The sequence below is a fragment of the Mesorhizobium sp. ArgA1 genome, from assembly GCF_053714375.1.
In genome coordinates this window covers 63,246-83,569 of record NZ_JBSKBQ010000008.1, presented here as the reverse complement: position 1 = coordinate 83,569, position 20,324 = coordinate 63,246, and the positions used below count along the sequence as shown (strand labels likewise).

The 20,324-nt window shown below is 64.0% G+C and carries 16 protein-coding genes and 1 riboswitch; of the genes, 6 read left to right on the top strand and 10 right to left on the bottom strand.

Translation table 11 applies throughout. From position 1 onward, the window contains the following. The first annotated feature begins 1 nt into the window (after nucleotide 1). Entirely contained in the window at nucleotides 2–793 is a 792-nt protein-coding gene (locus ACWGTI_RS18615; protein ID WP_454588466.1) for a molybdopterin-binding protein, read from the top strand. 111 nt (nucleotides 794–904) lie between these two features. On the opposite strand, the gene ACWGTI_RS18610 is transcribed toward ACWGTI_RS18615, so the two are convergent. Beyond that, nucleotides 905–1,906, bottom strand: coding sequence for a hypothetical protein (locus ACWGTI_RS18610; RefSeq protein ID WP_454588465.1), 1,002 nt, complete (start codon nucleotides 1,904–1,906; stop codon nucleotides 905–907). 164 nt (nucleotides 1,907–2,070) lie between these two features. Then, a riboswitch (glycine riboswitch) is annotated at nucleotides 2,071–2,157 on the top strand. A 148-nt stretch (nucleotides 2,158–2,305) separates the two neighbouring features. On the opposite strand from ACWGTI_RS18610, the gene gcvT reads away from it, so the two are divergent. From gcvT to gcvP, 3 genes are read left to right on the top strand one after another with little or no spacing between them, the layout of a single operon-like run. Further along, complete coding sequence (gcvT, locus tag ACWGTI_RS18605; RefSeq protein ID WP_454588464.1) at nucleotides 2,306–3,406, top strand: glycine cleavage system aminomethyltransferase GcvT; 1,101 nt, start codon at nucleotides 2,306–2,308, stop codon at nucleotides 3,404–3,406. 5 nt (nucleotides 3,407–3,411) lie between these two features. Next, nucleotides 3,412–3,780: a glycine cleavage system protein GcvH gene (gene gcvH, locus ACWGTI_RS18600; protein WP_454588463.1), complete on the top strand. Its 369-nt coding sequence runs from the start codon at nucleotides 3,412–3,414 to the stop codon at nucleotides 3,778–3,780. A 17-nt stretch (nucleotides 3,781–3,797) separates the two neighbouring features. Beyond that, on the top strand, nucleotides 3,798–6,608 hold the full coding sequence (gcvP, locus tag ACWGTI_RS18595; protein ID WP_454588462.1) for an aminomethyl-transferring glycine dehydrogenase: 2,811 nt from the start codon (nucleotides 3,798–3,800) through the stop codon (nucleotides 6,606–6,608). 12 nt (nucleotides 6,609–6,620) lie between these two features. Here the strand turns inward: gcvP and ACWGTI_RS18590 are convergent, their stop codons facing one another. The 9 genes from ACWGTI_RS18590 to cpaB all read right to left on the bottom strand — a co-directional run bounded on the left by ACWGTI_RS18590 (nucleotide 6,621) and on the right by cpaB (nucleotide 15,916). Beyond that, nucleotides 6,621–7,727, bottom strand: a complete 1,107-nt coding sequence (locus tag ACWGTI_RS18590) for a GGDEF domain-containing protein (protein WP_454588461.1) — start codon at nucleotides 7,725–7,727, stop codon at nucleotides 6,621–6,623. A gap of 224 nt (nucleotides 7,728–7,951) precedes the next feature. Next, complete coding sequence (locus ACWGTI_RS18585) at nucleotides 7,952–8,422, bottom strand: hypothetical protein (protein WP_454588460.1); 471 nt, start codon at nucleotides 8,420–8,422, stop codon at nucleotides 7,952–7,954. A gap of 209 nt (nucleotides 8,423–8,631) precedes the next feature. Next, nucleotides 8,632–9,597: a type II secretion system F family protein gene (locus ACWGTI_RS18580; protein ID WP_454588459.1), complete on the bottom strand. Its 966-nt coding sequence runs from the start codon at nucleotides 9,595–9,597 to the stop codon at nucleotides 8,632–8,634. A gap of 1 nt (nucleotide 9,598) precedes the next feature. Beyond that, complete coding sequence (locus ACWGTI_RS18575) at nucleotides 9,599–10,564, bottom strand: type II secretion system F family protein (protein ID WP_454588458.1); 966 nt, start codon at nucleotides 10,562–10,564, stop codon at nucleotides 9,599–9,601. 4 nt (nucleotides 10,565–10,568) lie between these two features. Further along, complete coding sequence (locus ACWGTI_RS18570; protein ID WP_454588457.1) at nucleotides 10,569–11,987, bottom strand: CpaF family protein; 1,419 nt, start codon at nucleotides 11,985–11,987, stop codon at nucleotides 10,569–10,571. After that, nucleotides 11,984–13,198, bottom strand: coding sequence for an AAA family ATPase (locus ACWGTI_RS18565; RefSeq protein ID WP_454588456.1), 1,215 nt, complete (start codon nucleotides 13,196–13,198; stop codon nucleotides 11,984–11,986). Before ACWGTI_RS18565 ends, ACWGTI_RS18570 begins: the two co-directional genes overlap by 4 nt. A gap of 45 nt (nucleotides 13,199–13,243) precedes the next feature. Then, nucleotides 13,244–13,510 (bottom strand): hypothetical protein, encoded by a 267-nt coding sequence (locus ACWGTI_RS18560; RefSeq protein WP_454588455.1) that lies wholly within the window; start codon nucleotides 13,508–13,510, stop codon nucleotides 13,244–13,246. Between the two features lie 4 nt (nucleotides 13,511–13,514). Continuing rightward, on the bottom strand, nucleotides 13,515–14,960 hold the full coding sequence (locus ACWGTI_RS18555; RefSeq protein WP_454588454.1) for a type II and III secretion system protein family protein: 1,446 nt from the start codon (nucleotides 14,958–14,960) through the stop codon (nucleotides 13,515–13,517). A gap of 32 nt (nucleotides 14,961–14,992) precedes the next feature. Further along, nucleotides 14,993–15,916 (bottom strand): Flp pilus assembly protein CpaB, encoded by a 924-nt coding sequence (gene cpaB / locus ACWGTI_RS18550; protein ID WP_454588453.1) that lies wholly within the window; start codon nucleotides 15,914–15,916, stop codon nucleotides 14,993–14,995. Nucleotides 15,917–16,154: 238 nt separating this feature from the next. Between cpaB and parE the strand changes: the two genes are divergently transcribed. Both parE and ACWGTI_RS18540 read left to right on the top strand, forming a co-directional pair. Further along, nucleotides 16,155–18,209 (top strand): DNA topoisomerase IV subunit B, encoded by a 2,055-nt coding sequence (gene parE, locus ACWGTI_RS18545; RefSeq protein WP_454588452.1) that lies wholly within the window; start codon nucleotides 16,155–16,157, stop codon nucleotides 18,207–18,209. A 44-nt stretch (nucleotides 18,210–18,253) separates the two neighbouring features. Continuing rightward, the gene (locus tag ACWGTI_RS18540) at nucleotides 18,254–20,323 is read left to right on the top strand and encodes an FUSC family protein (RefSeq protein WP_454588451.1); all 2,070 of its coding nucleotides are present in this window, start codon (nucleotides 18,254–18,256) and stop codon (nucleotides 20,321–20,323) included. Nucleotide 20,324: the final 1 nt, after the last annotated feature.

Below are 20,324 nucleotides of genomic sequence, written 5' to 3'. Positions count from 1 at the left end.
CATGGCCAAATTCCAGATCAGCCGCAGAAAGTTCCTGACCGGCGCCAGCCTCGGCGTTTCCGGCATCATTCTGTCGGGCTGCGATGCGTTCGACAGCCAGCTCGGCATGGGCGACGGCCTGCGCAGCTTCCTCGAAAATGCCAACGGCCTGACCTATCGCGCGCAGCGCTGGCTTGCCGGCCGCGACGCGCTGGCGCCGGAATTCACCGAGGCTGACATTCGTCAGCCGCAGCGCCCGAACGGCGTCACCGCTCCCGACGACGACACCTACAAAGGCCTGCTCGCCAACAATTTCGCGGACTGGCGGCTGGAGGTGACGGGCTTGGTCGAAAAGCCGTTGTCGCTGAGCCGCGAGCAGCTGCAGAACATGCCGAGCCGCACCCAGATCACCAGGCATGATTGCGTCGAAGGCTGGAGCTGCATTGCCAAATGGACCGGAACGCCGCTGTCGCTGGTTCTCGACCAGGCGGTGGTCAAGCCTGAGGCGCGCTACGTCATGTTCCACTGCCTCGACACGATCGACCGTTCTCTCTCCGGCGAGATCAAATATTACGGCACCATCGACCTGATCGATGCTCGCCATCCGCAGACGATTCTGGCCTACGGCGTCAACGGCAAGCCGCTGCCGGTCGAGAACGGCGCGCCGCTGCGCGTCCGCGTCGAACGCCAGCTCGGCTACAAGATGCCGAAATACCTATACAAGATCGAGTTGGTCGACAGTTTCGCCAATGTCGGTGGCGGCCGCGGCGGCTACTGGGAAGACAATGGCTACGACTGGTATGGCGGTATCTGAACGTCACGCCGCAAATGCCGATCGGCCGAGGAAGGCCACGAGCCGACCGGACCCTTTGGAAACAGATAGGTATATTCCGGTCTGCCAAAATCCAGCGACGGCGCTTCCCGGTCAGGCAACCTTGTCGAGCAGCGGCTTCAGCGCCGGATGGATCTCCGGCGAAGCGTGCTTGATCAGCGTCAGCAACGCACGCTCACTGTCATGCAGCGGACGGCCGGTGCCGATGCGCTCGGCCAGCCATTTCGCCTCGCCGAGATCGATCGTCTCGGCGCGGCGGGCGAGCGCCTCGGCGGCCCGGTTCTTCGATTCCCACTCGGCCTCGATATCACCGGGCGAGCGATAGGCTTCCATGATGCCGGCGAGCCCGCCCGACACCATGCGGCTGAAAAAGCCGCCAATCTCAGGCTCGGCCTGTTCGAAGAAACTGTCACGGCGCAAGGCAACCTCGCGCGTCGGCGCTTCGTAGCCGGCCGAACACATGACGAAATTGGCGAGCGCCTTGACGAACAGCTCGTTCCAGGACGGATCATTGTCGCCCGCCGCCGTCTGCTCGTTGATCCTGAACAGCACTTCGGCCTCGGCGCGGGTGATGGCGATGTTGCCGTCGCCGCCATAGGCATAGAGGATGCGGCGCAACAGGTCGACCTCGGCCTTGGCGACCAGCCCGGGAACCAGCGCGCCGCCTGAAATCAGCGGCCCCTTGCCGTCGACCACCGCATGGGCGACCTGCTCCAGCGCGAAGGCGGAGAGCCAGCCAGGCGACGATTTCGCCCTCTCCAGCACATGCACCAGAAGCTCCAGCTCGGTCAGGCTGTCGACCATGCCGTCGCGCGAGATGGTGCTCACCAGCCAGTTGGCATTGTCCTCCGAGATATAGCCGGCCGGCTTTTCCTGGTGGACGATGTAATCGGTGACGGCCTCGACGAAAAATTCAGGCCATTCCTGGCATTTGTCCGTCGCCGCTGCGTCGAGCGCGAACAGCGCTCCGGCCTCGCCGCGTGTCACCACGCCATCGGAAAACACTTCGCGACGCAGCATGACGACGTCTTCCGCTGAGATGCGGTCCTTCGAGGCCAGCCCCGCCACCGGCGCGCTCCCAATCCGTTCGCCCATCTGTCAGTCCCCGTCCGCTGTGCCCAACACAATTGCCGGCCAAGCTATCAGCATTGTCTTGAAAAACCGGCAAACGGCGTGGTTAGCGAAGACTTGTCGCTGACAGGTGACAAGGTGTCGCCAACAAGCTATGGATGGCGCGTCGAGGGCTCAGTTCTGAGTCCTACCTGTTTGCGGGAGAGAGCAGCGCGAGCTGCCGCCGAAGGGGAAATCGCCCGAAATCTCTCAGGCAAAAGAACCGTAGACGGGAAAGACACTCTGGAAAGTCGGGGCTTGCCCCCGCGCCGAAGGTGTAAGCGTCGCCGACAGAGTTCCGGTTGCGCGAGTCTCTCAGGCTTCAGACAGAGGGGCACGGACTGGTCGCATCAGCGGCCGATTGCGTGCGACTCTGGAGATAACATGACGGGCGACGACACCAAACACCTTCCCCTCGAGGATCTGCACACCGCCGCCGGCGCGCGCTTTGGCGCCTTTGCCGGCTGGTCGATGCCGCTGACCTATCCGGCCGGCGTCATGAAGGAGCACCTTCACGCCCGCGAACATGCCGGCCTGTTCGATATTTCGCACATGAAGCTGTTCGAGGTCAGCGGACCGGGCGCTGCGGCACTTCTCAACCGCGCCTGCCCGCTCGATGCCGGCGCGCTCGACATTTCCCAGTCCAAATACACTTTTTTCCTCAATGAGGCCGCCGGGATCATCGACGATCTGATCGTCACCCGCCTCGGCGATGCCAGGTTCATGGTGGTCGCCAATGCCGGCAATGCTATCGAGGACGAAAAGCATCTGCGCACGCTGGCGGCGGATTTCGATGTGACGGTCGATGCGCTCGACCGCGTCTTTCTCGCCATCCAGGGGCCGGAAGCCTGGGCCGCCCTCTCCCGCGCCGGCATCGAGACCGGCTCGCTGCTGTTCATGCACGGCATCGAGCCGAAGCAGAACTGGTTCATGAGCCGCTCCGGCTATACCGGCGAGGACGGCTTCGAGATCGGCCTGCCGGAAGCGGATGCGCGCGCCTTGGTCGCGAAACTGGTCGAGGATGAGCGCGTGCTGTGGATCGGCCTCGCCGCCCGCGACTCGCTGCGGCTGGAAGCCGGCCTCTGCCTGCATGGCCAGGACATCACGCCGGAGATCGATCCGGCCAGCGCCGGCCTGATGTGGGCAATCCCTAGGGATATCAGAGCGACCGGTTCCTTCATCGGCGCCGATGCCTTGCGGGCAGTCCTCGAGCGTGGCCCGTCGCAAAAGCGCGTCGGCCTGAAGCCGGACGGCCGTCAGCCGGTGCGCGCCGGTGCTGCCCTGTTCGATGCCGATGGCAATCCGGCCGGCCACGTCACCTCGGGCGGCTTCGGCCCTTCGGCGAGCCATCCCGTCGCCATGGGCTATGCCACAACGGCATTGGCCAAGCCTGGCACGAAACTCTTCGCCGATGTTCGCGGGACAAAAATCCCGATTGATATCAGTTCCTTGCCCTTCACTCCTCATCGCTACCGCAAAGGATAATCCCGATGGCAAAAACCTATTTCACCGCAGATCATGAATGGCTGAGCGTCGAGGGCGGCATCGCCACCGTCGGGATCACTGACTATGCGCAGGAACAGCTCGGCGATCTCGTCTTCGTCGAACTGCCTCAAATCGGCACGAAGCTGAGAAAGGGCGATACCGCCGTGGTCGTCGAATCCGTCAAGGCGGCCTCCGACGTCTATGCCCCGGTCGATGGCGAGATCACCGACGCCAACGGCACGCTGTCGTCCGACCCGTCGCTGGTCAACTCGGCAGCGACCGGCGACGGCTGGTTGTGGAAGATGAAGCTCGCCGACGAAGGCCAGCTCGCCGGCCTCATGGATGAGGCCGCCTACAAAGCCCATATCGGTTGATATCAGGACCTATTGCCATGACCGCAGCACTTATCCCCTTCTCGGCCCGCCACATCGGTCCTGATGTCAATGATGTCAGAGCCATGCTTGCCGTGATCGGCGTTCCCTCAGTCGAGACGCTGATCAGCCAGGCTGTGCCACAGTCGATCCGCCTCGACCTGCCGTTGACCCTGCCCGCGCCGGCCAGCGAAGCCGAAGCGCTGGCCGAATTGTCGGCGACAATGGCAAAAAACACAGTGCTGAAGAGCTTCATCGGCGCCGGTTACCACGGTGTCCACGTGCCGCCGGTCATCCAGCGCAATCTGTTCGAGAACCCGGCCTGGTACACCGCCTACACGCCCTATCAGGCCGAGATCAGCCAGGGACGGCTGGAAATGCTGTTCAACTTCCAGACCCTGGTCACCGAACTGACCGGCCTGCCGGTGGCATCGGCCTCGCTGCTCGATGAAGCGACTGCGGTCGCCGAAGCGGTCGGCATCGCCTTGCGCTATCACCGCGACAAGCGCACCAAAGTGGCGCTGGCCGGTACGCCGCACCCACAGACGCTGGACGTGGTGCGCACCCGCGCCGAGCCGCTCGGCATCGAGATCGACGGCGAAACCATCGACGACAACACTGCTGCTCTGCTTGTCTCCTGGCCGGACACGTTTGGTGTCTATGGCGACCACAAGGCGGCGATCGACAAGGCCCGCGCCACCGGCGCGGTGGTCGTCTTCATCGCCGATCCGCTTGCTCTCACGCTGACCGATGCGCCAGGCAAGCTCGGCGCCGATATCGCCGTCGGCCCGATGCAGCGCTTTGGCGTGCCGATGGGCTTTGGCGGCCCGCATGCCGCCTATTGCGCCGTCTCGGACAAATTGACCCGGCTGATGCCTGGCCGCCTCGTCGGCCAGTCCACCGACAGCCAGGGCCGCCCGGGCTATCGTCTCGCCCTGCAGACACGCGAACAGCATATCCGCCGCGACAAGGCGACCTCCAACATCTGCACCGCGCAGGCTCTGCTCGCCAACATGGCGACGGCCTATGCGATCTGGCATGGCCCCGCCGGACTGCAAGCGATCGCAGCGCGCATCCATGAACTCGCCGGCCGCCTCGCCGCGGGACTGAAGGCATCAGGTGTTTCCGTGCTCGGCTCCAGCCGCTTCGACACGGTAACGGCCGAGGTGAAGGGCAAGGCAGCTTCGATCGCGACCTCGGCCGAAAAGGGTGGCCGGCTGCTGCGTGTCATCGATGCCGACCGCATCTGCATCGCCTTCGACGAGACCTCGACCGAGGCGGACCTCGAGGCGATCGCCGACCTGTTCGGGGCCAAGCCAGCTGCTGCCGACGCCGGCTCGATGCCCGGCAAGCCACGCGGCAAGGCGTTTTTGACCCAGCCGGTTTTCCGCGAGAACCACTCCGAGACCGACATGATGCGCCTGCTGCGCCGGCTGGCCGACAAGGATTTGGCGCTCGACCGCGCCATGATCCCGCTGGGATCCTGCACCATGAAGCTCAACGCCGCGGCTGAAATGATGCCGGTGAGCTGGCCGAGCGTCGCCAACCTGCACCCCTTCGCGCCGGCCAGCCATTCGGCCGGTTATCGCGCCATGGTCGGCGAACTCGAGGGATGGCTGTCGGAGATCACCGGCTTCGACGCCGTCAGCCTGCAGCCCAATGCCGGCAGCCAAGGCGAATATGCCGGCTTGCTCGCCATCCGCGCCTATCACCGCGCGCGCGGCGAAGGCCATCGCACCATCTGCCTGATCCCGCAGTCCGCGCATGGCACCAATCCGGCGAGTGCGGCCATGGCCGGCATGAGCGTGGTCGTCGTGCGCTGCCTGGAGGACGGCAATATCGACATGGACGATATGCGGGCCAAGGCCAACGAGCATTCGAAGAACCTCGCGGCGCTGATGTTCACCTATCCCTCGACGCATGGCGTCTACGAGGAAGGCGCGCGGCACCTGTGCGCCCTCATCCATGAGCATGGCGGCCAGGTCTATTTCGATGGCGCCAACCTCAACGCGCTGGTCGCGCTGGCGCGGCCTGCCGACATCGGCGCGGATGTCTGCCACATGAACCTGCACAAGACCTTCTGCATCCCGCATGGCGGTGGCGGTCCGGGCGTCGGCCCGATCGGCGTCAAGGCGCATCTCCAGCCCTATCTGCCGGGCCATGTCACCGAAGGTTCGGCGCATGCCGTGTCGGCAGCACCGTTCGGCAGCGCTTCCATCCTGCCGATCACCTGGATGTACATTCGCATGATGGGCGCCGCCGGCCTGAAGCAGGCGACGGAGACGGCCATCATCTCGGCCAACTACGTGGCGACGCGCCTCGCGCCGTATTTCCCGCTTCTCTACAAGGGCAGGCACGATCGCATCGCGCATGAATGCATCCTCGACACCCGCGTGCTCAAGGAGAGCGCCGGCATCAGTGTCGATGATATCGCCAAGCGCCTGATCGACTACGGCTTCCATGCGCCGACCATGTCGTTCCCGGTCGCTGGCACGCTGATGGTCGAGCCGACCGAGTCCGAACCCAAGCGCGAGCTGGACCGGTTCTGCGAGGCGATGATTGCCATTGCCGGCGAGGCCGCGAAGGTGGCGAAGGGTGAATGGCCGCTCGAGGACAACCCGCTGGTCAATGCCCCGCACACGGCGGCCGAAACGCTGGCCGGCCAGTGGACCCACCCCTATTCACGGCTGGAAGCGGCCTACCCCGCCGGTGACGTCGATACCGCAGCCAAATACTGGCCGCCGGTCTCCCGCATCGACAATGTCGCTGGCGACCGCAACCTCGTCTGCTCCTGCCCGCCGCTGTCGGAATATCTCGGCGCCGCCGAGTAACACTCTGGCTTGTCAGGCAGAACGCAAGGCCGGTCCGTCGGCCTTGCTCACACGGTCGTGGACAAGCACGCGGTTTCGCCCAGCGTGCTTGGCGGCGTATAGCGCCTTGTCGGCCTCGGCCAGCACGTCGTCGAGGCTGCTGCCGCCCTCTTCGCCGAAGCCGATGCCGCCGCTGACGCTGCTGCGCAGGGGACCGCGCGGCGTAGGCACCACTTCCGTACCGAAAGCGACGCCGATCTTGCTGGCGAGATCGTAGGCCTTGTCCTCAGTCATCCGCGACATGACCAGCGCAAACTCCTCGCCGCCCAGCCGGAAGGCGTCGACGCCGCCCCTGTCATACTTCCTGATGATTGCGGCGAAACGGCACAGCACCCGGTCGCCGACCGGATGGCCATAGACATCGTTGGTCCGCTTGAAATGATCGAGGTCGAACATGGCGACCGACATGAACGGACCGAAGACGCGCTCGCCATAGAGCGAATTCAAGGCCCGCCGGTTCATCAGGCCGGTCAGCGGGTCGGTCAAGGTCTCGGCCTTCAACTCGATCTGCGCCTGCAAATGGTGCAGCGACAGCGTCAGCGCGCCGAGCGCCGTCATGCAGGCGACCGCGACGACGGAATTCAATCGCTCGGCCCAATTGTCGGGCGCAACGCCAAGCACCCACTGGCCCTTGACCAGAAGCACCGCGCCGCAGAGCCCGAAGGACAGACCACAGACGCCGCTCAAGGCCGAAACGACCAGCAGAATGCCGCGATCATGACCGCCCTTGATCCAGAACATCACTCCAATCGAGGCGAGCAGCCCTGTCACCGTCGTATAGGTGAGGATGAAGCCGACACCGTCGAGGCCGAGATAGGTCACGCCTGCGCAGACCGCCATTGCAAGCAGGGTCGGCAGGACGGCGCGACTGTGATTGCGCACGCCGAGATACTGCATGGCCGAAAGCGAGAGGGTCAGGAAACCGAGGCTGAGCAGCGCCAGCGCCGCCTGGCAAAGCAAGGGGCTGGGCTCCCTGGTGTAGCGCCAAAAGACGATGACGTGGGCGACAAGCACCAGAATGCCGCACGCTACCGTCAACACGAAGCGTGCGCGCGGCGCCGTGAACCAGATCCCAAACATGGTAATGCTCAGGCATGTGCCTGACAGCGCGGCTGCCAGCAGGAGCGAACTGAAATCAAGCATGGGTGAACGACAGCCTTCAGGGATCGTCGGTTGCGCCGCATCATAGGCGAGAGGTCGCGTCGAGATACCGTTTTTGGCCAGGCTTCCAGTGCAACTTTCCGACAGGGTTTACAAACCGTCGATTGATCGCGGCCGATACCGCAAACCCCGGTTGCGGAGCCTCACCCCTTGTTGAGCAGCGCCAGATTGGCGTTGACCACGGTCGGGTCGGCCATGCCGGCCCTGGCTTCCATAAGCAAGGCCCTCGCCTTCTTCTTGTTGCCGCGCAACAGCTGCGAATAGCCCATATTGTTGACGATCTGCGGCTTGCGGCCGGCAACCTTCAACAGCTGGTCGTAGGCACGGTCGGCGAAGTCGAAGCGGCCGAGCTCATCATAGGAGGCGGCGAGCCCCATCCATCCCTCGGCGCTGTCGGCCTTCAGCTCCACCGCCTTCCGGAAATGCTGTTCGGCAAGGCCATAATTGGCCTCGCGGAACTGTGCCTTGCCTTGCGCCAGGTCGGACGTGCTGACGTCCTTCGCCGTTGGTTGGATCGAAGTGGTCTTGGTCTTGTCGACGTTCTCGGTCGTACAGCCGCTGACCACCAGGACGGCCGCTAGCGCGGCCATTGCCGTGAAACTTCTGTGACGCATGCCCCTGGCCCCAATCGCCCGATTTACCGGGTCATTCTCTGGGAATCATGTGTACAGGAGAGCGATTAAGCTTCGGTGCTGAAATGCGCTGAAAATTTGGTTTCCCGCATACCAGCCATTAACCACCAGCCCTTCGATGTGTTCTAAATTGCGGTGGCGCTCGCTACGCGACGCATCGGCAGGAGTTCGCCTCCAAATATCGAAATATCCTACTGCGTGGCAGTCATTTTGACGATGATCGGGATGACGGCGATCATCAGCACCACCGGCAGGATGCACACCACCACCGGCACCGACATCTTGGCTGGCAAGGCGTGTGCCTTTTCCTCCGCCAGTGACATGCGCTTGTGGCGCATTTCGTCGGAGAACACACGCAACGCCCCGGCGAGGCTGGTGCCGAGTTCCTTGGACTGCTGCAGCAGCGTTGCGAACGAGCGCACCTCGTCCAGGCTGAGGCGATCGGCGAGCGCCTTCAAGGCATCGTCGAGGCTGCGGCCAGCCCTCAGTTCCAGCGAGACCAGTTGCAGGTTCTGGCTGAGAGACGGATAGGTCTTGGCCAGTTCCTTCGAGACCCGCTCGATGCCGGCTTCCATGCTCATGCCGGCATCGGAGCAGACGATCATCAAATCCATGAAGTCGGGAAAGCCGTTGCGGTATTCGCGCATCTTTTCCCGCACCTTCTGGCCAAGCACCAGGCCGGGCACGAAATAGCCGGCGGCTCCCGACAGGATGATGAAGGCCCAGCGGCTGGTCGCGGTGGAATCGGCGCTCGCCATCCACTGATTGACCAGGAACGCGGCGATCGCTGCGCCGACGAGGCAGGCGAAGCGGATCAGGAAGAACGTGCCGACGGCGCGCGGCTCCATATAGCCCGCCTGGATCAGCTTCATGCGCAGCCGGGCGACATTTTCCGGATCGCTCTTGGCGTAGAACTCCTGCGCCCGCTTCACCGCCTTCTCGCGCACGACGCTCTGGCTTTTCTTCGGCGCCGCCTCGACCTGTTCGGGAGCCTTGCTGTCGTCAACCTTGAGCCGGCGCTTGAGATCGTTGCGGTCGCCTTTGGCCACCACCAACGGCCATGCCACCGCGCTACCGCCCAATGCCAGGAGCAGCGCAGCCACCGGCATCAGCGACGTCGGCGCCAGCGAGGCGAGAAACTGGATCACCTGTTCCATCTTAGAACCGGAAGTTCGACATCTTGAACATGATGATGTTGCCCAGCATCAGCCATGTCAGCGAGCCGCCCAGCAGATACCAGGTCTTCGGCACGTCCCAGACGCTTTGATAGAATTGCGGCATCATCACCATGATGGCGGCGAACAAAAGCGCCGGAACCGCCGTCAGGATATAGGCCGACATACGGCCCTCGGTCGAAATGGCGCGCACCTTGCGGCGCAGCTTGCCGCGTTCGCGGATGGTCGTCGACAGCCCGTCGAGGATCTCGCGCAGATTGCCGCCCGAACTCGTCTGGATCGACACCGCGGTGACGAATAGCGGAAGATCCTCCTGGCCGACCCGGTCGAACAGCGAATTCAGCGCCGAGACCAGGTCGGAGCCATAGGTCACCTCGTCTGAGACAACGCCGAACTCGGTACCGATCGGATCGGGCATCTCGCGCGACACCATGGAGATGGCCACCGGAACCGGATGCCCGGCCTTGAGGCCACGCGTGATCAGCTCCAGCGCCTCCGGTAACTGCACACCGAACCGTTTCACCCGCCGGTTACGCTTGGAACGCAGCACCAGCACCGGCAGCAGCGGCGCGAGCATCACAAACAGCAAGATGGCAAGCAGCAGCGGCAGGCCGTACCAGAGCGCGGTGAGCATCATCGCCAGCGCCACGCCCGTGGTGATCGTCAGGAACTTCGGCAACGGCATCACCATGCCCGACTGCGTGCGCAGTGCGCGGAAGCGGTCGGGCGAGAACAGCGACGTGCCGGCGTCCAGGCCGCGCTCCTTGCGCAACTGGATCAGCACCTGTTCCTGGCTGATCTTGTTTTCCTGCAGCTTCATGCGCCGGTTGATGGCCAAGCGCTTGTCGCTCCGTCCGGCATAAAGCAGAAAGCAGCCTTCGGCGATCATGATGCCGGTCAGCGCTGCCGCGGCATAGACGACATAGATCGGGCTGAAACTCTCGAACACAAGCCTACTCCTGCGGCCGGCCGGGTTCGAAATATTTGCCGGGGAATTCGATGCCCATATTGCGCAGATCCTCAAGAAAGCGCGGGCGAATGCCGGTCGCCTCGTAATGACCGAGGATGGTGCCGTCGGCTTCCATGCCGGTGCGCACGAAGCGGAATATCTCCTGCATCTGGATGACGTCGCCTTCCATGCCGGTCACCTCGGCGACGCTGGTCACCTTGCGCTTGCCGTCGGACAGACGCGTCAGCTGGACGATAAGGTCGAGCGCGCTGGCGATCTGGCTACGGATCGACTGCACTGTCATCGGCATGCCGGTCATGCCCAGCATCTGCTCGAGGCGTGAAATTGCGTCGCGCGGCGTGTTGGCGTGGATGGTCGCCATCGAACCTTCATGGCCGGTGTTCATCGCCTGCAGCATGTCGAAGGCCTCCTCGCCGCGGCACTCGCCGAGGATGACGCGGTCGGGGCGCATGCGCAGTGCGTTCTTGACCAGGTCGCGCTGCTTCAGCTCGCCATGACCTTCAATGTTGGCGGGGCGCGTTTCCATGCGCGCGACATGCGGCTGCTGCAATTGCAGTTCGGCCGCGTCCTCGATGGTGATCAGCCGTTCGTCTTCGGGAATGAAGGCCGACAATGCGTTGAGCATCGTCGTCTTGCCGGTGCCGGTGCCGCCCGAGATGATGGTGGTCTTGCGGGCGTGCACGGCGGCGGCCAGCACCTCGGCCATATTCTGCGTGATGGCTCCGAACTCGACCAGCTTGTGCAGGCCGAGCTTGTTCTTGGAAAACTTGCGGATCGACACCAGCGGCCCGTCGACGCCCACCGGCCGGATGGCGGCATTGAAGCGTGAGCCGTCGAGCATGCGGGCATCGACCATCGGCTGCGATTCGTCGACACGACGACCGACGGCGGCAACGATCTTGTTGATGATGCGCAACAGGTGCGCCTCGTCCTTGAACGGAATATGGACCTGCTGCAGCTTGCCGCGCTTTTCGACGAAGCAGTTCTGGTGGCCATTGATCAGGATATCGTTGATGTCGGGGTCCTTGAGCAACGGCTCCAGCGGACCGAGGCCGACCATCTCGTCGACGATGTCGTCGACCAGCGACTCGAGCTCGACGGTGTTGATCGCCATCCGCTCCTGGCGGGTCTTTTCCGACACGAATTCCTGCACCTGCCGGCGCATTTCATCCTTGGGCAGGCGCTCCAGCGCGACAAGGTTGATCTCTTCGAGCAGCAGACGGTGGATGCGCACGCGGGCGTCGAGCACCTTGTTGGCGCTTTTTCCCGGTGTTGTATCTGACTTCGGCGGCAAGGCCTTGCGGATCGTCGGAATGACCACCGCATGATGCGCGACCGGCGCTTCTGCCGGCTTGAGCGGGCGGGCGTCACGGTTCTGCAGGGTCGAGAAGCGGCTGGTCATCCGGCTTTCCTCTTCAGGAGGCCCCTGCCGATGCCGAACAGCGAGCGTGATTTCTCCGGCGTCGCGACGGCTTCTTCGGGCAGGATGATCTTCTTCAGATCGTTGACGACATTGGCGTTCGGGTCGATCTCGTGCAGCGGCACGCCGCGGTCGACCGCTTCACGCACCAGCCGGTAGTTGTTGGAGATGCCGCCGACGAAATGCTCGCCAAGGATTTCCTGGACATCCGCCTGCTTGATGCCGTTGTCGAACATCTTCTGCTCGAACCGGTTGACGATGACATTCGGCTTCACTTCCTTGCCGGCCGTCTCGTAGACCGCTTGGATCAGCCGCTGCGTATGGCGCAGGCACGGCACCGTCATTTCGGCGACGATGTAGAGCTTGTTCGAGCCGAGCAGCACCGTCTCCGTCCACGGGAACCAGGTGCGCGGCATGTCGATGACGACATTGTCGAAATAGGCCGAGACAAGATCGAGCATGCGCACCACGACATCGGTCTTGAATGACCGCATTTCGGACGGACGCGTGGGTGCGGCCAGCACACAGAGCCCGCTCGCATGCTTGGACAGCATCACATCCAGCAGCTGCCGGTCGAGGCGCTCGGGCTGGTTCTCGATTTCGGTGATGTCGAAGCGCGGTTCGAGGTCGAGATATTCGGCGCAGGCGCCCTGCTGGAAATTGAGATCGACCACGCAGGTCGACGCGCCGCGCGTCACCGAATGATGCAGCTGGAAGGCGGTCTGCAGCGCCAGCGTCGTGGTGCCGACGCCGCCTGCGGCCGGCATGAAGGTGTAGATCTGCGACTCGGTGTTTTCCTCGCGCCCCGGCCCTTGCAGGGCGCGCACGACCGAACGCACCAGATCGGCCGTGGTGATCGGCTTGACCAGGAAATCGGCGACCTGGAGCTGCACCAGGATGCGCACCGCGGCGGCGTTGAACTCCTGGGTGACGACGACGACCGGAACGCGGCCTTCGAGCCGGCGCATGATGCGCTGCAGCGACTCGATCTCTTCGAGCTTGGCCGCATCCATGTCGACGATGAGCGCGCCGAAATCGGCTTCCTGGACCTCGCCGCGCAGTTCGGAAATGTTCTTCTCGACGGTCGAAAGCTGGATCACCTCCGAGGCCGCGAAGGCGGTGCGCGTATCCTGCACAAAGGTCCGGTCGCTGGACACCAGCAGGATTTTCTTGGTCTTGATACCGCTTGCCATTTTGTCAGCCTGTCAGGTCATTCCCGGTCAAAATCACCAGGCAGATCAATCGGTTGTCGACGTTGGTTGCACGGCCTTGGCGTCGGCCGCCTGATCGGCGGCGTTCACCGCCGCCTCGCTGCGCTGCGCCGGCACCAGCAGCCTTGTGTTCTGGACGCCGTACTTCCAGGGATCGACCATCTGCATCGCCGTATTGGCAGCTTGCGCATTGCCGGCGGCGGTCGTCGGCCCCTCGCTGCGGATATAGTCATCGCTGGTGCAACCGCTGGCGAGGCCGGCGAGCAGCAGGGCAGTGCATGGTCCAACCCGCATGGCTTCAATCCTTCGGCAGGTCGAGGAAATGCCCGACCGTGGTGACCGGGGCCGGCTGCGCCGTGCTGCCGCCGGCCATGGCCACTGCACGGTTGGCATCGGACGCTTTCACTTCCTCGGTGTTGTTGAGAAAATAGTCGACATTGCTGGCCGGCTGCGTGCCGTCGGTCGGCTCGAGCAACTTCTTCGACGGATCGACCGGCTTGACCAGGTAGGGGGTGACGATGATCACCAGATCCGTCTCGCGCCGCTGATAGGATTTCGAGGAGAACAGCGAGCCGAGCACCGGCAGCTTGCCGAGGCCGGGAAGACGCGACGTGGTGATGTCGTTCTGCGATTGCAGCAGACCGGCGATCATGAAGCTCTGGCCGTTCTTCAGGTCAACCGAGGTCCTGGCGCGGCGCACGATAAAGCCCGGCACCGAAATCTCACCGATATTGTAGGAGGCCGAGGCATCGATCGAAGATACTTCCGGCGCGATGTCGAGGCTCACCAGCCCGTCCTTCAGCACGGTCGGCGTGAAATCCAGGCTGACGCCGTATTTCTTGTAGCTGACGGAAATCTTGCCATTGTCCTCGGAGACCGGGATCGGGAACTCGCCACCGGCGAGGAAGCTTGCCGTCTGGCCCGAACGGGCGATCAGGTTCGGCTCGGCCAGCCGTCTGGCGAGACCGCGTTCCTCCAGCGCCTTGATGGCGACGTCGATCGACAGGCCGTTCGACAGCAGCCGGCCGATGATCTCGCCATTGCCGGCCGCCGGGACCGCGCCAGGCTCGATGGTGACGTCGCGCCCGCCAAGGCCGTAAGCGAAATTGGCGCTGTATTTGGCGCCGAGATCCTGTCCGGCCTGGCGGTTGATCTCGACGAAGCGGACGTTGAGCTGAACCTGCTGCGAAGAAGAGATGTTGACCGAATTGATCACTTCCTCATTGCCGGAGAAGCGGCTGGCGATCTTGCTTGCCTTCTCGGCCGCGACCGCGTCGTCCGCCTCGCCCGACAGAACGACGCGGCCGTTGGCCGAACCGACCTTGATCTTGGCGTCCGGCACGCTGGCGCGAATGGTGCTGGCCAGCTGGTCGGTGTCCAGCGTCACCTCGATGTCGACGGTGCCGACCAGCTGCTTGTTCTCGTCGAACAGTGCGATGCCGGTGGTGCCGAGATTGTTGCCCAGCACATAGAAGGATTTGTCGGTCAGCGGATTGACGTTGGCGATCTCCGGATCGCCGATGACGATCTGGTAGAAGGCGGCATTGGTCATGATCGTCTTCGGCTTGCCCTTGGCAACCTTGATCGACGCATTCTTGGTCGACGACACATAGACGATGTCGTTGTCTGCCCGGGCCGGCGCGCTGAAGCCGAGCATTCCGGCCGCGGCCAGACAAGCCGCCACGGCCAGCGCTCGCATGGGGCGCACGCGTGTCGTCATCCGATATGCACTCAAGTCAGACATTGTCCCGTCCCTCGCCCGGTCCCCACCGGCAGTTATTTCTGGTCCCGCGCAGGAACCTGGTATTCCTCGGCCTGCGTGCCGCGCGTCACGATGACCGTCTTGAATTTCGGCTTCTCCGGCTCCTCCGCGGCGCTGAACAGCGCGCCGGCTGCCGCCTGGACACCGGAGGCGACCGAGCCGCCGAAGGATGAGATGGTGGTGACCCCGTCCTTTGCGGCACCGCCATCGGCGGCCGAGCGGAGCGACAGCGACAAGGTGCCGACGGTGCGGGCAAGCGCCACTTTCTGCGCCCCTTCGGTTGTCACCTCGATGGTTACGGAGTTGGCGATCTGCGGCGTGGTCTGGCGCTCGTCGGCGCCCTGCCCGACGGTCAGCACCTTGGCGTCGGAGACGACGATCTCGGAGGTAACGGTCGAGCCGGCCGCGCCTTGCGCATTCTTGGCCACTTCCTGGATTTCGCCGGCGTCGCGCGTCAGCACCACGTCGACCCGATCGCCCGGCGTTACGAAGCCGCCGACACCAGCGATCTCGTCGGTGCGGATGGTCACCGCCCGCATTCCGGGCGTCATCATGTTGGACAGCGTCGCGCGGCCGTTCGGGCCTGACAGCTTGCTGAGCAGCACCGGCTCGTTGATCTCGATCGGCGACAACACCACACGGCTGCCATCGGCGAGCAATGCATTGATGGTGGTGAAGGCGCCCTGCGGCACGGATTCTTCCGACCACGGGATTTCGGTGAGCTGTGCGCGGTCGAGTTGCATGCCGTAACGCAGCGGCGCGTTGGCCACGACGATGGTCTTGAACTCGACCTTGGGGGTCACGGGCGCCGGGATCGATGCCGTCTTTTCCTCGGCATCGGCCTTGGCCTGGCTCTTGACCCAGAAATCCGCGGCAAAGATCGAGATCGCGCCGAAAACGGCGGCGATGCCGATCATCGTTATGGCCTTGCCCCTCACAACTAAACCCCTGACGCATGTGGTCTTTTGTTTGTTGAGGCCCACGCTAGGCCGCATAGTTAAAGATTCAGGAATCCCGGCCGGTCCGAACGGACCTATTTCTGCCGGCTTGGTTATCGAAAGGTTTTAGGATAAGAAGGGGTTAAATCCCCGAACGTAACAGGAACTTCCGTCGCTTGGCGCTGAAAAGCGTGGCAGTATCGACGGGTGATTCGCGGCACCGGATTCAATGGCAGGCATGGACGACAACAACGATCTTTTCGGCAATCTGGAAAAGCAGCCGCAGCCGACCCGGACAACAGCGCGCCCGGCTGATCCGCTGATGCAGGCCACGAAACGTGCTGTTGCGACCAAGGATGGCAGCGAAGGTTATAGCGCCGCCGACATCGAGGTGCTGGAAGGGCTGGAGCCGGTCCGGCGCCGTCCCGGCATGTATATTGGCGGCACCGACGACAAGGCGATGCACCATCTGTTCGCCGAGGTCATCGACAATTCGATGGACGAGGCGGTCGCCGGCCATGCCACCTTCATCGATGTCGAGCTTTCGGCCGACGGGTTTCTGACCGTTACCGACAATGGCCGCGGCATCCCGGTCGATCCGCATCCGAAATTCAAGAAGCCGGCGCTCGAAGTCATCATGACGACGCTGCATTCGGGCGGCAAATTCGACTCCAAGGTTTATGAGACCTCGGGCGGCCTGCACGGCGTCGGCGTCTCCGTCGTCAATGCGCTGTCGGACCATCTCGAGGTCGAAGTCGCTCGAGGTCGCCAGCTCTACCGCCAAAGATTCTCCCGTGGCGTTCCGGTGAGCGGGCTGCAGCAACTCGGCGAAGTGCACAACCGGCGCGGCACCAGGATCCGCTTCCATCCCGACGAGCAGATTTTTGGCAAGGGCGCCGCCTTCGAGCCGGCGCGGCTTTACCGCATGACGCGCTCGAAAGCCTATCTGTTCGGCGGCGTCGAAATCCGCTGGAGCTGCGATCCGTCGCTGATCAAGGAAAAGGATCAGACGCCGGCCAAGGCGGAGTTCCATTTTCCGGGCGGCCTGAAGGACTACCTCAAGGCATCGCTCGGCGACGACTTCCAGGTGACGCGCGAAATCTTCGCCGGCAAGAGCGAGAAACAGGGCGGCCATGGCTCGCTCGAATGGGCGGTGACCTGGTTCGGCGGCGACGGCTTCATCAACTCTTACTGCAACACCATCCCGACCGGTGAAGGGGGCACGCATGAGGCCGGCTTCCGCAACGTGCTGACGCGCGGGCTTCGCGCCTATGCCGACCTCGTCGGCAACAAGCGCGCCTCGATCGTCACCTCCGAAGACGTCATGATCTCGGCGGCGGGCATGTTGTCGGTGTTCATCCGCGAGCCGGAATTCGTCGGCCAGACCAAGGACCGGCTGGCGACGATCGAGGCCATTCGCATTGTCGAGACCGCCATCCGCGATCCGTTCGACCACTGGCTGGCCGACAATCCGCAGGAAGCGTCGAAGCTGCTCGAATGGGTGATCGCGCGCGCCGACGAACGGGTGCGCCGGCGCCAGGAAAAGGAAGTGTCGCGCAAGAGCGCGGTGCGCAAGCTCAGGCTGCCCGGCAAGCTCGCCGACTGCACGCAGAATGCCGCCGCGGGCGCCGAACTGTTCATCGTCGAAGGCGACTCGGCCGGCGGCTCGGCCAAGCAGGCGCGCGACCGCGCCAGCCAGGCGGTGCTGCCGCTGCGCGGCAAAATCCTCAACGTCGCCAGCGCCGGCAACGACAAGCTGGCCGCCAACCAGCAGATTTCGGACCTGATCCAGGCGCTCGGCTGCGGCACGCGCTCAAAATACCGCGACGAGGATTTGCGCTACGACCGCGTGATCATCATGACGGACGCCGATGTCGACGGCGCCCACATCGCATCACTGCTGATAACCTTCTTCTACCAAGAGATGCCAAACCTGGTGAATGGTGGCCATCTCTATCTGGCGGTGCCGCCGCTCTATTCGATCCGGCAGGGCGGCAAGGTCGCCTATGCCCGTGACGATGCCCACAAGGACGAGCTCTTGCGCACCGAATTCACCGGCCGCGCCAAGGTGGAAATCGGTCGCTTCAAGGGTCTGGGCGAGATGATGGCCTCGCAGCTCAAGGAAACCACCATGGATCCGAGGAAGCGTACCCTGCTCAGGGTCGACGTGATCGATGCCGTGGCCGCGACAAAGGATACGGTCGACGCGCTGATGGGTACCAAGCCTGAGGCACGCTTCCGCTTCATTCAGGAACGCGCCGAATTCGCCGAGACGGAAGTGCTGGATATCTAGGCGCCGGCCGGTCTAGCCTGCGCTTCCGATACGGAGACCAGCTTGTGATCTGGGCGCGGCTGAGGAGCTACTTCGAAACCAGTTTGGCTGGCCTGACGCAGCCGACACGCTCGGACTGGATTTTCGCGCTGCGCACCGTTTCGGCCGGTCTGATCGCGCTTCTCGTTGCCTACGCGCTGAAACTCGACCACCCGCAATGGGCGATGATGACGGTTTTCATCGTCGCCCAGCCGGTCGCCGGCATGGTGCTGGCGAAAGGTTTTTACCGGCTGCTCGGCACTCTGGCCGGTGGGCTTGCGGCGATCGGCATCACCTCGGTTTTCGGTGCCAGTCCCTGGCTTCTGGTCACGGCGCTGTCCGTCTGGATAGGGCTGTGCACGCTGGTTTCGTCGCTGCTGCGCAACCCGGAAGCCTATGGCGCAGCGCTAGCCGGCTATACCGCGATGATCATTGGGCTCCCTGCCTTCGGCCAGCCGCATGTGATCGTCGATCTCGCTGTCGCGCGCTGCGCCGAGATCGTGCTCGGCATCGTCTGCGCCGGGCTGACCAGCCGGCTGATCCTGCCCAAGCTGGCGGCCGACGCGATCATTTCGCGACTGAAGCGTAGCATCCTCGACCTTGCCATCTATGCCGGCGGCGCTTTCTCAGGCGGTGACCCCGCGACCCTGGCCGGCCTGCACCGCAAGCTGATTGCTGACGCCCAGACGCTGGCCGAGATGCGCACCTATGCCCGGCTCGAAGCGCCGAGCTTCGCCACCCGCGCCCATCCGGTGCGCCGCACCATCGGCCAGCTTCTGTCGGCGCTGTCGGCGGCACGCGCGCTGCATTCGCACGCCGCGCCGAAAAACGCCGCGCTCATTCCGGTGCGCTCCGAACTGCAGTCGCTGGTCAGCGAACTGGCAGCCACGCCCGAAGCGCTCGACGATACGTCGCCCTGGGTGACGCGGCTCGATGCGATCGCCGGCAAGGCCCGGCAAATGCCCGACGCCTCGACCGATCAAGGCAGCGACCGGGTCGGCACCATAACGCGCCTCACCATCGCCGCCGATTTCGCCGAAGCCTTCAAGCAGGTGCTGCGCGGTCTCGACGCTTTGCGCGCGCCAGTGACGCGCCCAGATCGGGGCAACAGGCAGCCGCCAGCGCTGGTGGTGCATCGCGACTACCCCGGCGCTTCGCGCAATGCCATCCGCGCCGCTCTTGCCACGCTGGCGGTTGCCGCCTTCTGGCTGACGACGAAATGGTCCGACGCCGCCGGCACCGTCATTCTCGTTGCCGTCGTCTCCAGTCTTTTCGCTGCGCGGCCAGACCCCGTGCAGGTGTCCTGGGGCTTCTTCAAGGGAACGCTCCTCGCTTTGCCCTTTGCCTTCCTTGTCGGCCAGGTCGCGCTGCCTGCGCTGCCCGGCTTCGGCTGGTTCACGCTGTTTGTCGTACCGATCCTGATACCGACGGCGCTAGGCATGGCCAATCCGCGGACTGTCGGCGTGGCGACGGCCTTTGCCATCAATTTCCTCGCCTTCCTCAGCCCGCACCAGGCGATGACCTATGCTCCAGGCCCGTTCTTGGCCGGCTCGGCGTCGGTGCTGGTCGGTATCCTGCTGGCGATCGGCGTCTTCATCGTCGTGCTGCCCGCCGACCCATGGCTCGCGGCCAACCGCATCGTGCGCGCCATGCGCGAGGATTTGGCCCGGCTTTGCCTGCATGAGCGGGTGCCGCGGCGCTCGGCCTTCGAGAGCCTGGCCTATGACCGGATCAATCAGCTGATGCCGCTGTTGCAGAATGCCGGCAGGAAAGGCGATGCCATCCTGGGCGGCGGCGTCGCCGCCGTCACCGTCGGGCTCGAAATCCTGCGGTTGCGCGCCGCGCAGCTGAGCCCGACCATTCCTTCCGAAACCGCGCTTTCGATCAGCAATTTCCTGCGCGGCCTGGCGCGTGAACTGCTGTTTCGCGCACCCGGCGACCCGCAGACGGCGACCGTCGCTGTCGCCCGGCAATATGCAGCCGGCCTGAGCGAGCGCAGCGGCAGTGCCGACACGCTGCAGATCGCAGCCTCGCTGCGCATCATCGCCGCCGCGATCGAGGATTTCCCGGATTTTTTCGCAAAAGATCGGGGTTAGG

What these genes read in the sequence shown, in the direction of transcription:
- ACWGTI_RS18610 (WP_454588465.1), bottom strand. Translation starts at nt 1,906, where the DNA reads ATGGGCGAACGGATTGGGAGCGCGCCGGTGGCGGGGCTGGCCTCGAAG.
- gcvP (WP_454588462.1), top strand. Translation starts at nt 3,798, where the DNA reads ATGACCGCAGCACTTATCCCCTTCTCGGCCCGCCACATCGGTCCTGAT.
- ACWGTI_RS18570 (WP_454588457.1), bottom strand. Translation starts at nt 11,987, where the DNA reads ATGACCAGCCGCTTCTCGACCCTGCAGAACCGTGACGCCCGCCCGCTC.
- ACWGTI_RS18615 (WP_454588466.1), top strand. Translation starts at nt 2, where the DNA reads ATGGCCAAATTCCAGATCAGCCGCAGAAAGTTCCTGACCGGCGCCAGC.
- parE (WP_454588452.1), top strand. Translation starts at nt 16,155, where the DNA reads ATGGACGACAACAACGATCTTTTCGGCAATCTGGAAAAGCAGCCGCAG.
- ACWGTI_RS18560 (WP_454588455.1), bottom strand. Translation starts at nt 13,510, where the DNA reads ATGCGGGTTGGACCATGCACTGCCCTGCTGCTCGCCGGCCTCGCCAGC.
- ACWGTI_RS18565 (WP_454588456.1), bottom strand. Translation starts at nt 13,198, where the DNA reads ATGGCAAGCGGTATCAAGACCAAGAAAATCCTGCTGGTGTCCAGCGAC.
- ACWGTI_RS18580 (WP_454588459.1), bottom strand. Translation starts at nt 9,597, where the DNA reads ATGGAACAGGTGATCCAGTTTCTCGCCTCGCTGGCGCCGACGTCGCTG.
- ACWGTI_RS18585 (WP_454588460.1), bottom strand. Translation starts at nt 8,422, where the DNA reads ATGCGTCACAGAAGTTTCACGGCAATGGCCGCGCTAGCGGCCGTCCTG.
- gcvT (WP_454588464.1), top strand. Translation starts at nt 2,306, where the DNA reads ATGACGGGCGACGACACCAAACACCTTCCCCTCGAGGATCTGCACACC.
- gcvH (WP_454588463.1), top strand. Translation starts at nt 3,412, where the DNA reads ATGGCAAAAACCTATTTCACCGCAGATCATGAATGGCTGAGCGTCGAG.
- ACWGTI_RS18590 (WP_454588461.1), bottom strand. Translation starts at nt 7,727, where the DNA reads ATGTTTGGGATCTGGTTCACGGCGCCGCGCGCACGCTTCGTGTTGACG.
- ACWGTI_RS18555 (WP_454588454.1), bottom strand. Translation starts at nt 14,960, where the DNA reads ATGTCTGACTTGAGTGCATATCGGATGACGACACGCGTGCGCCCCATG.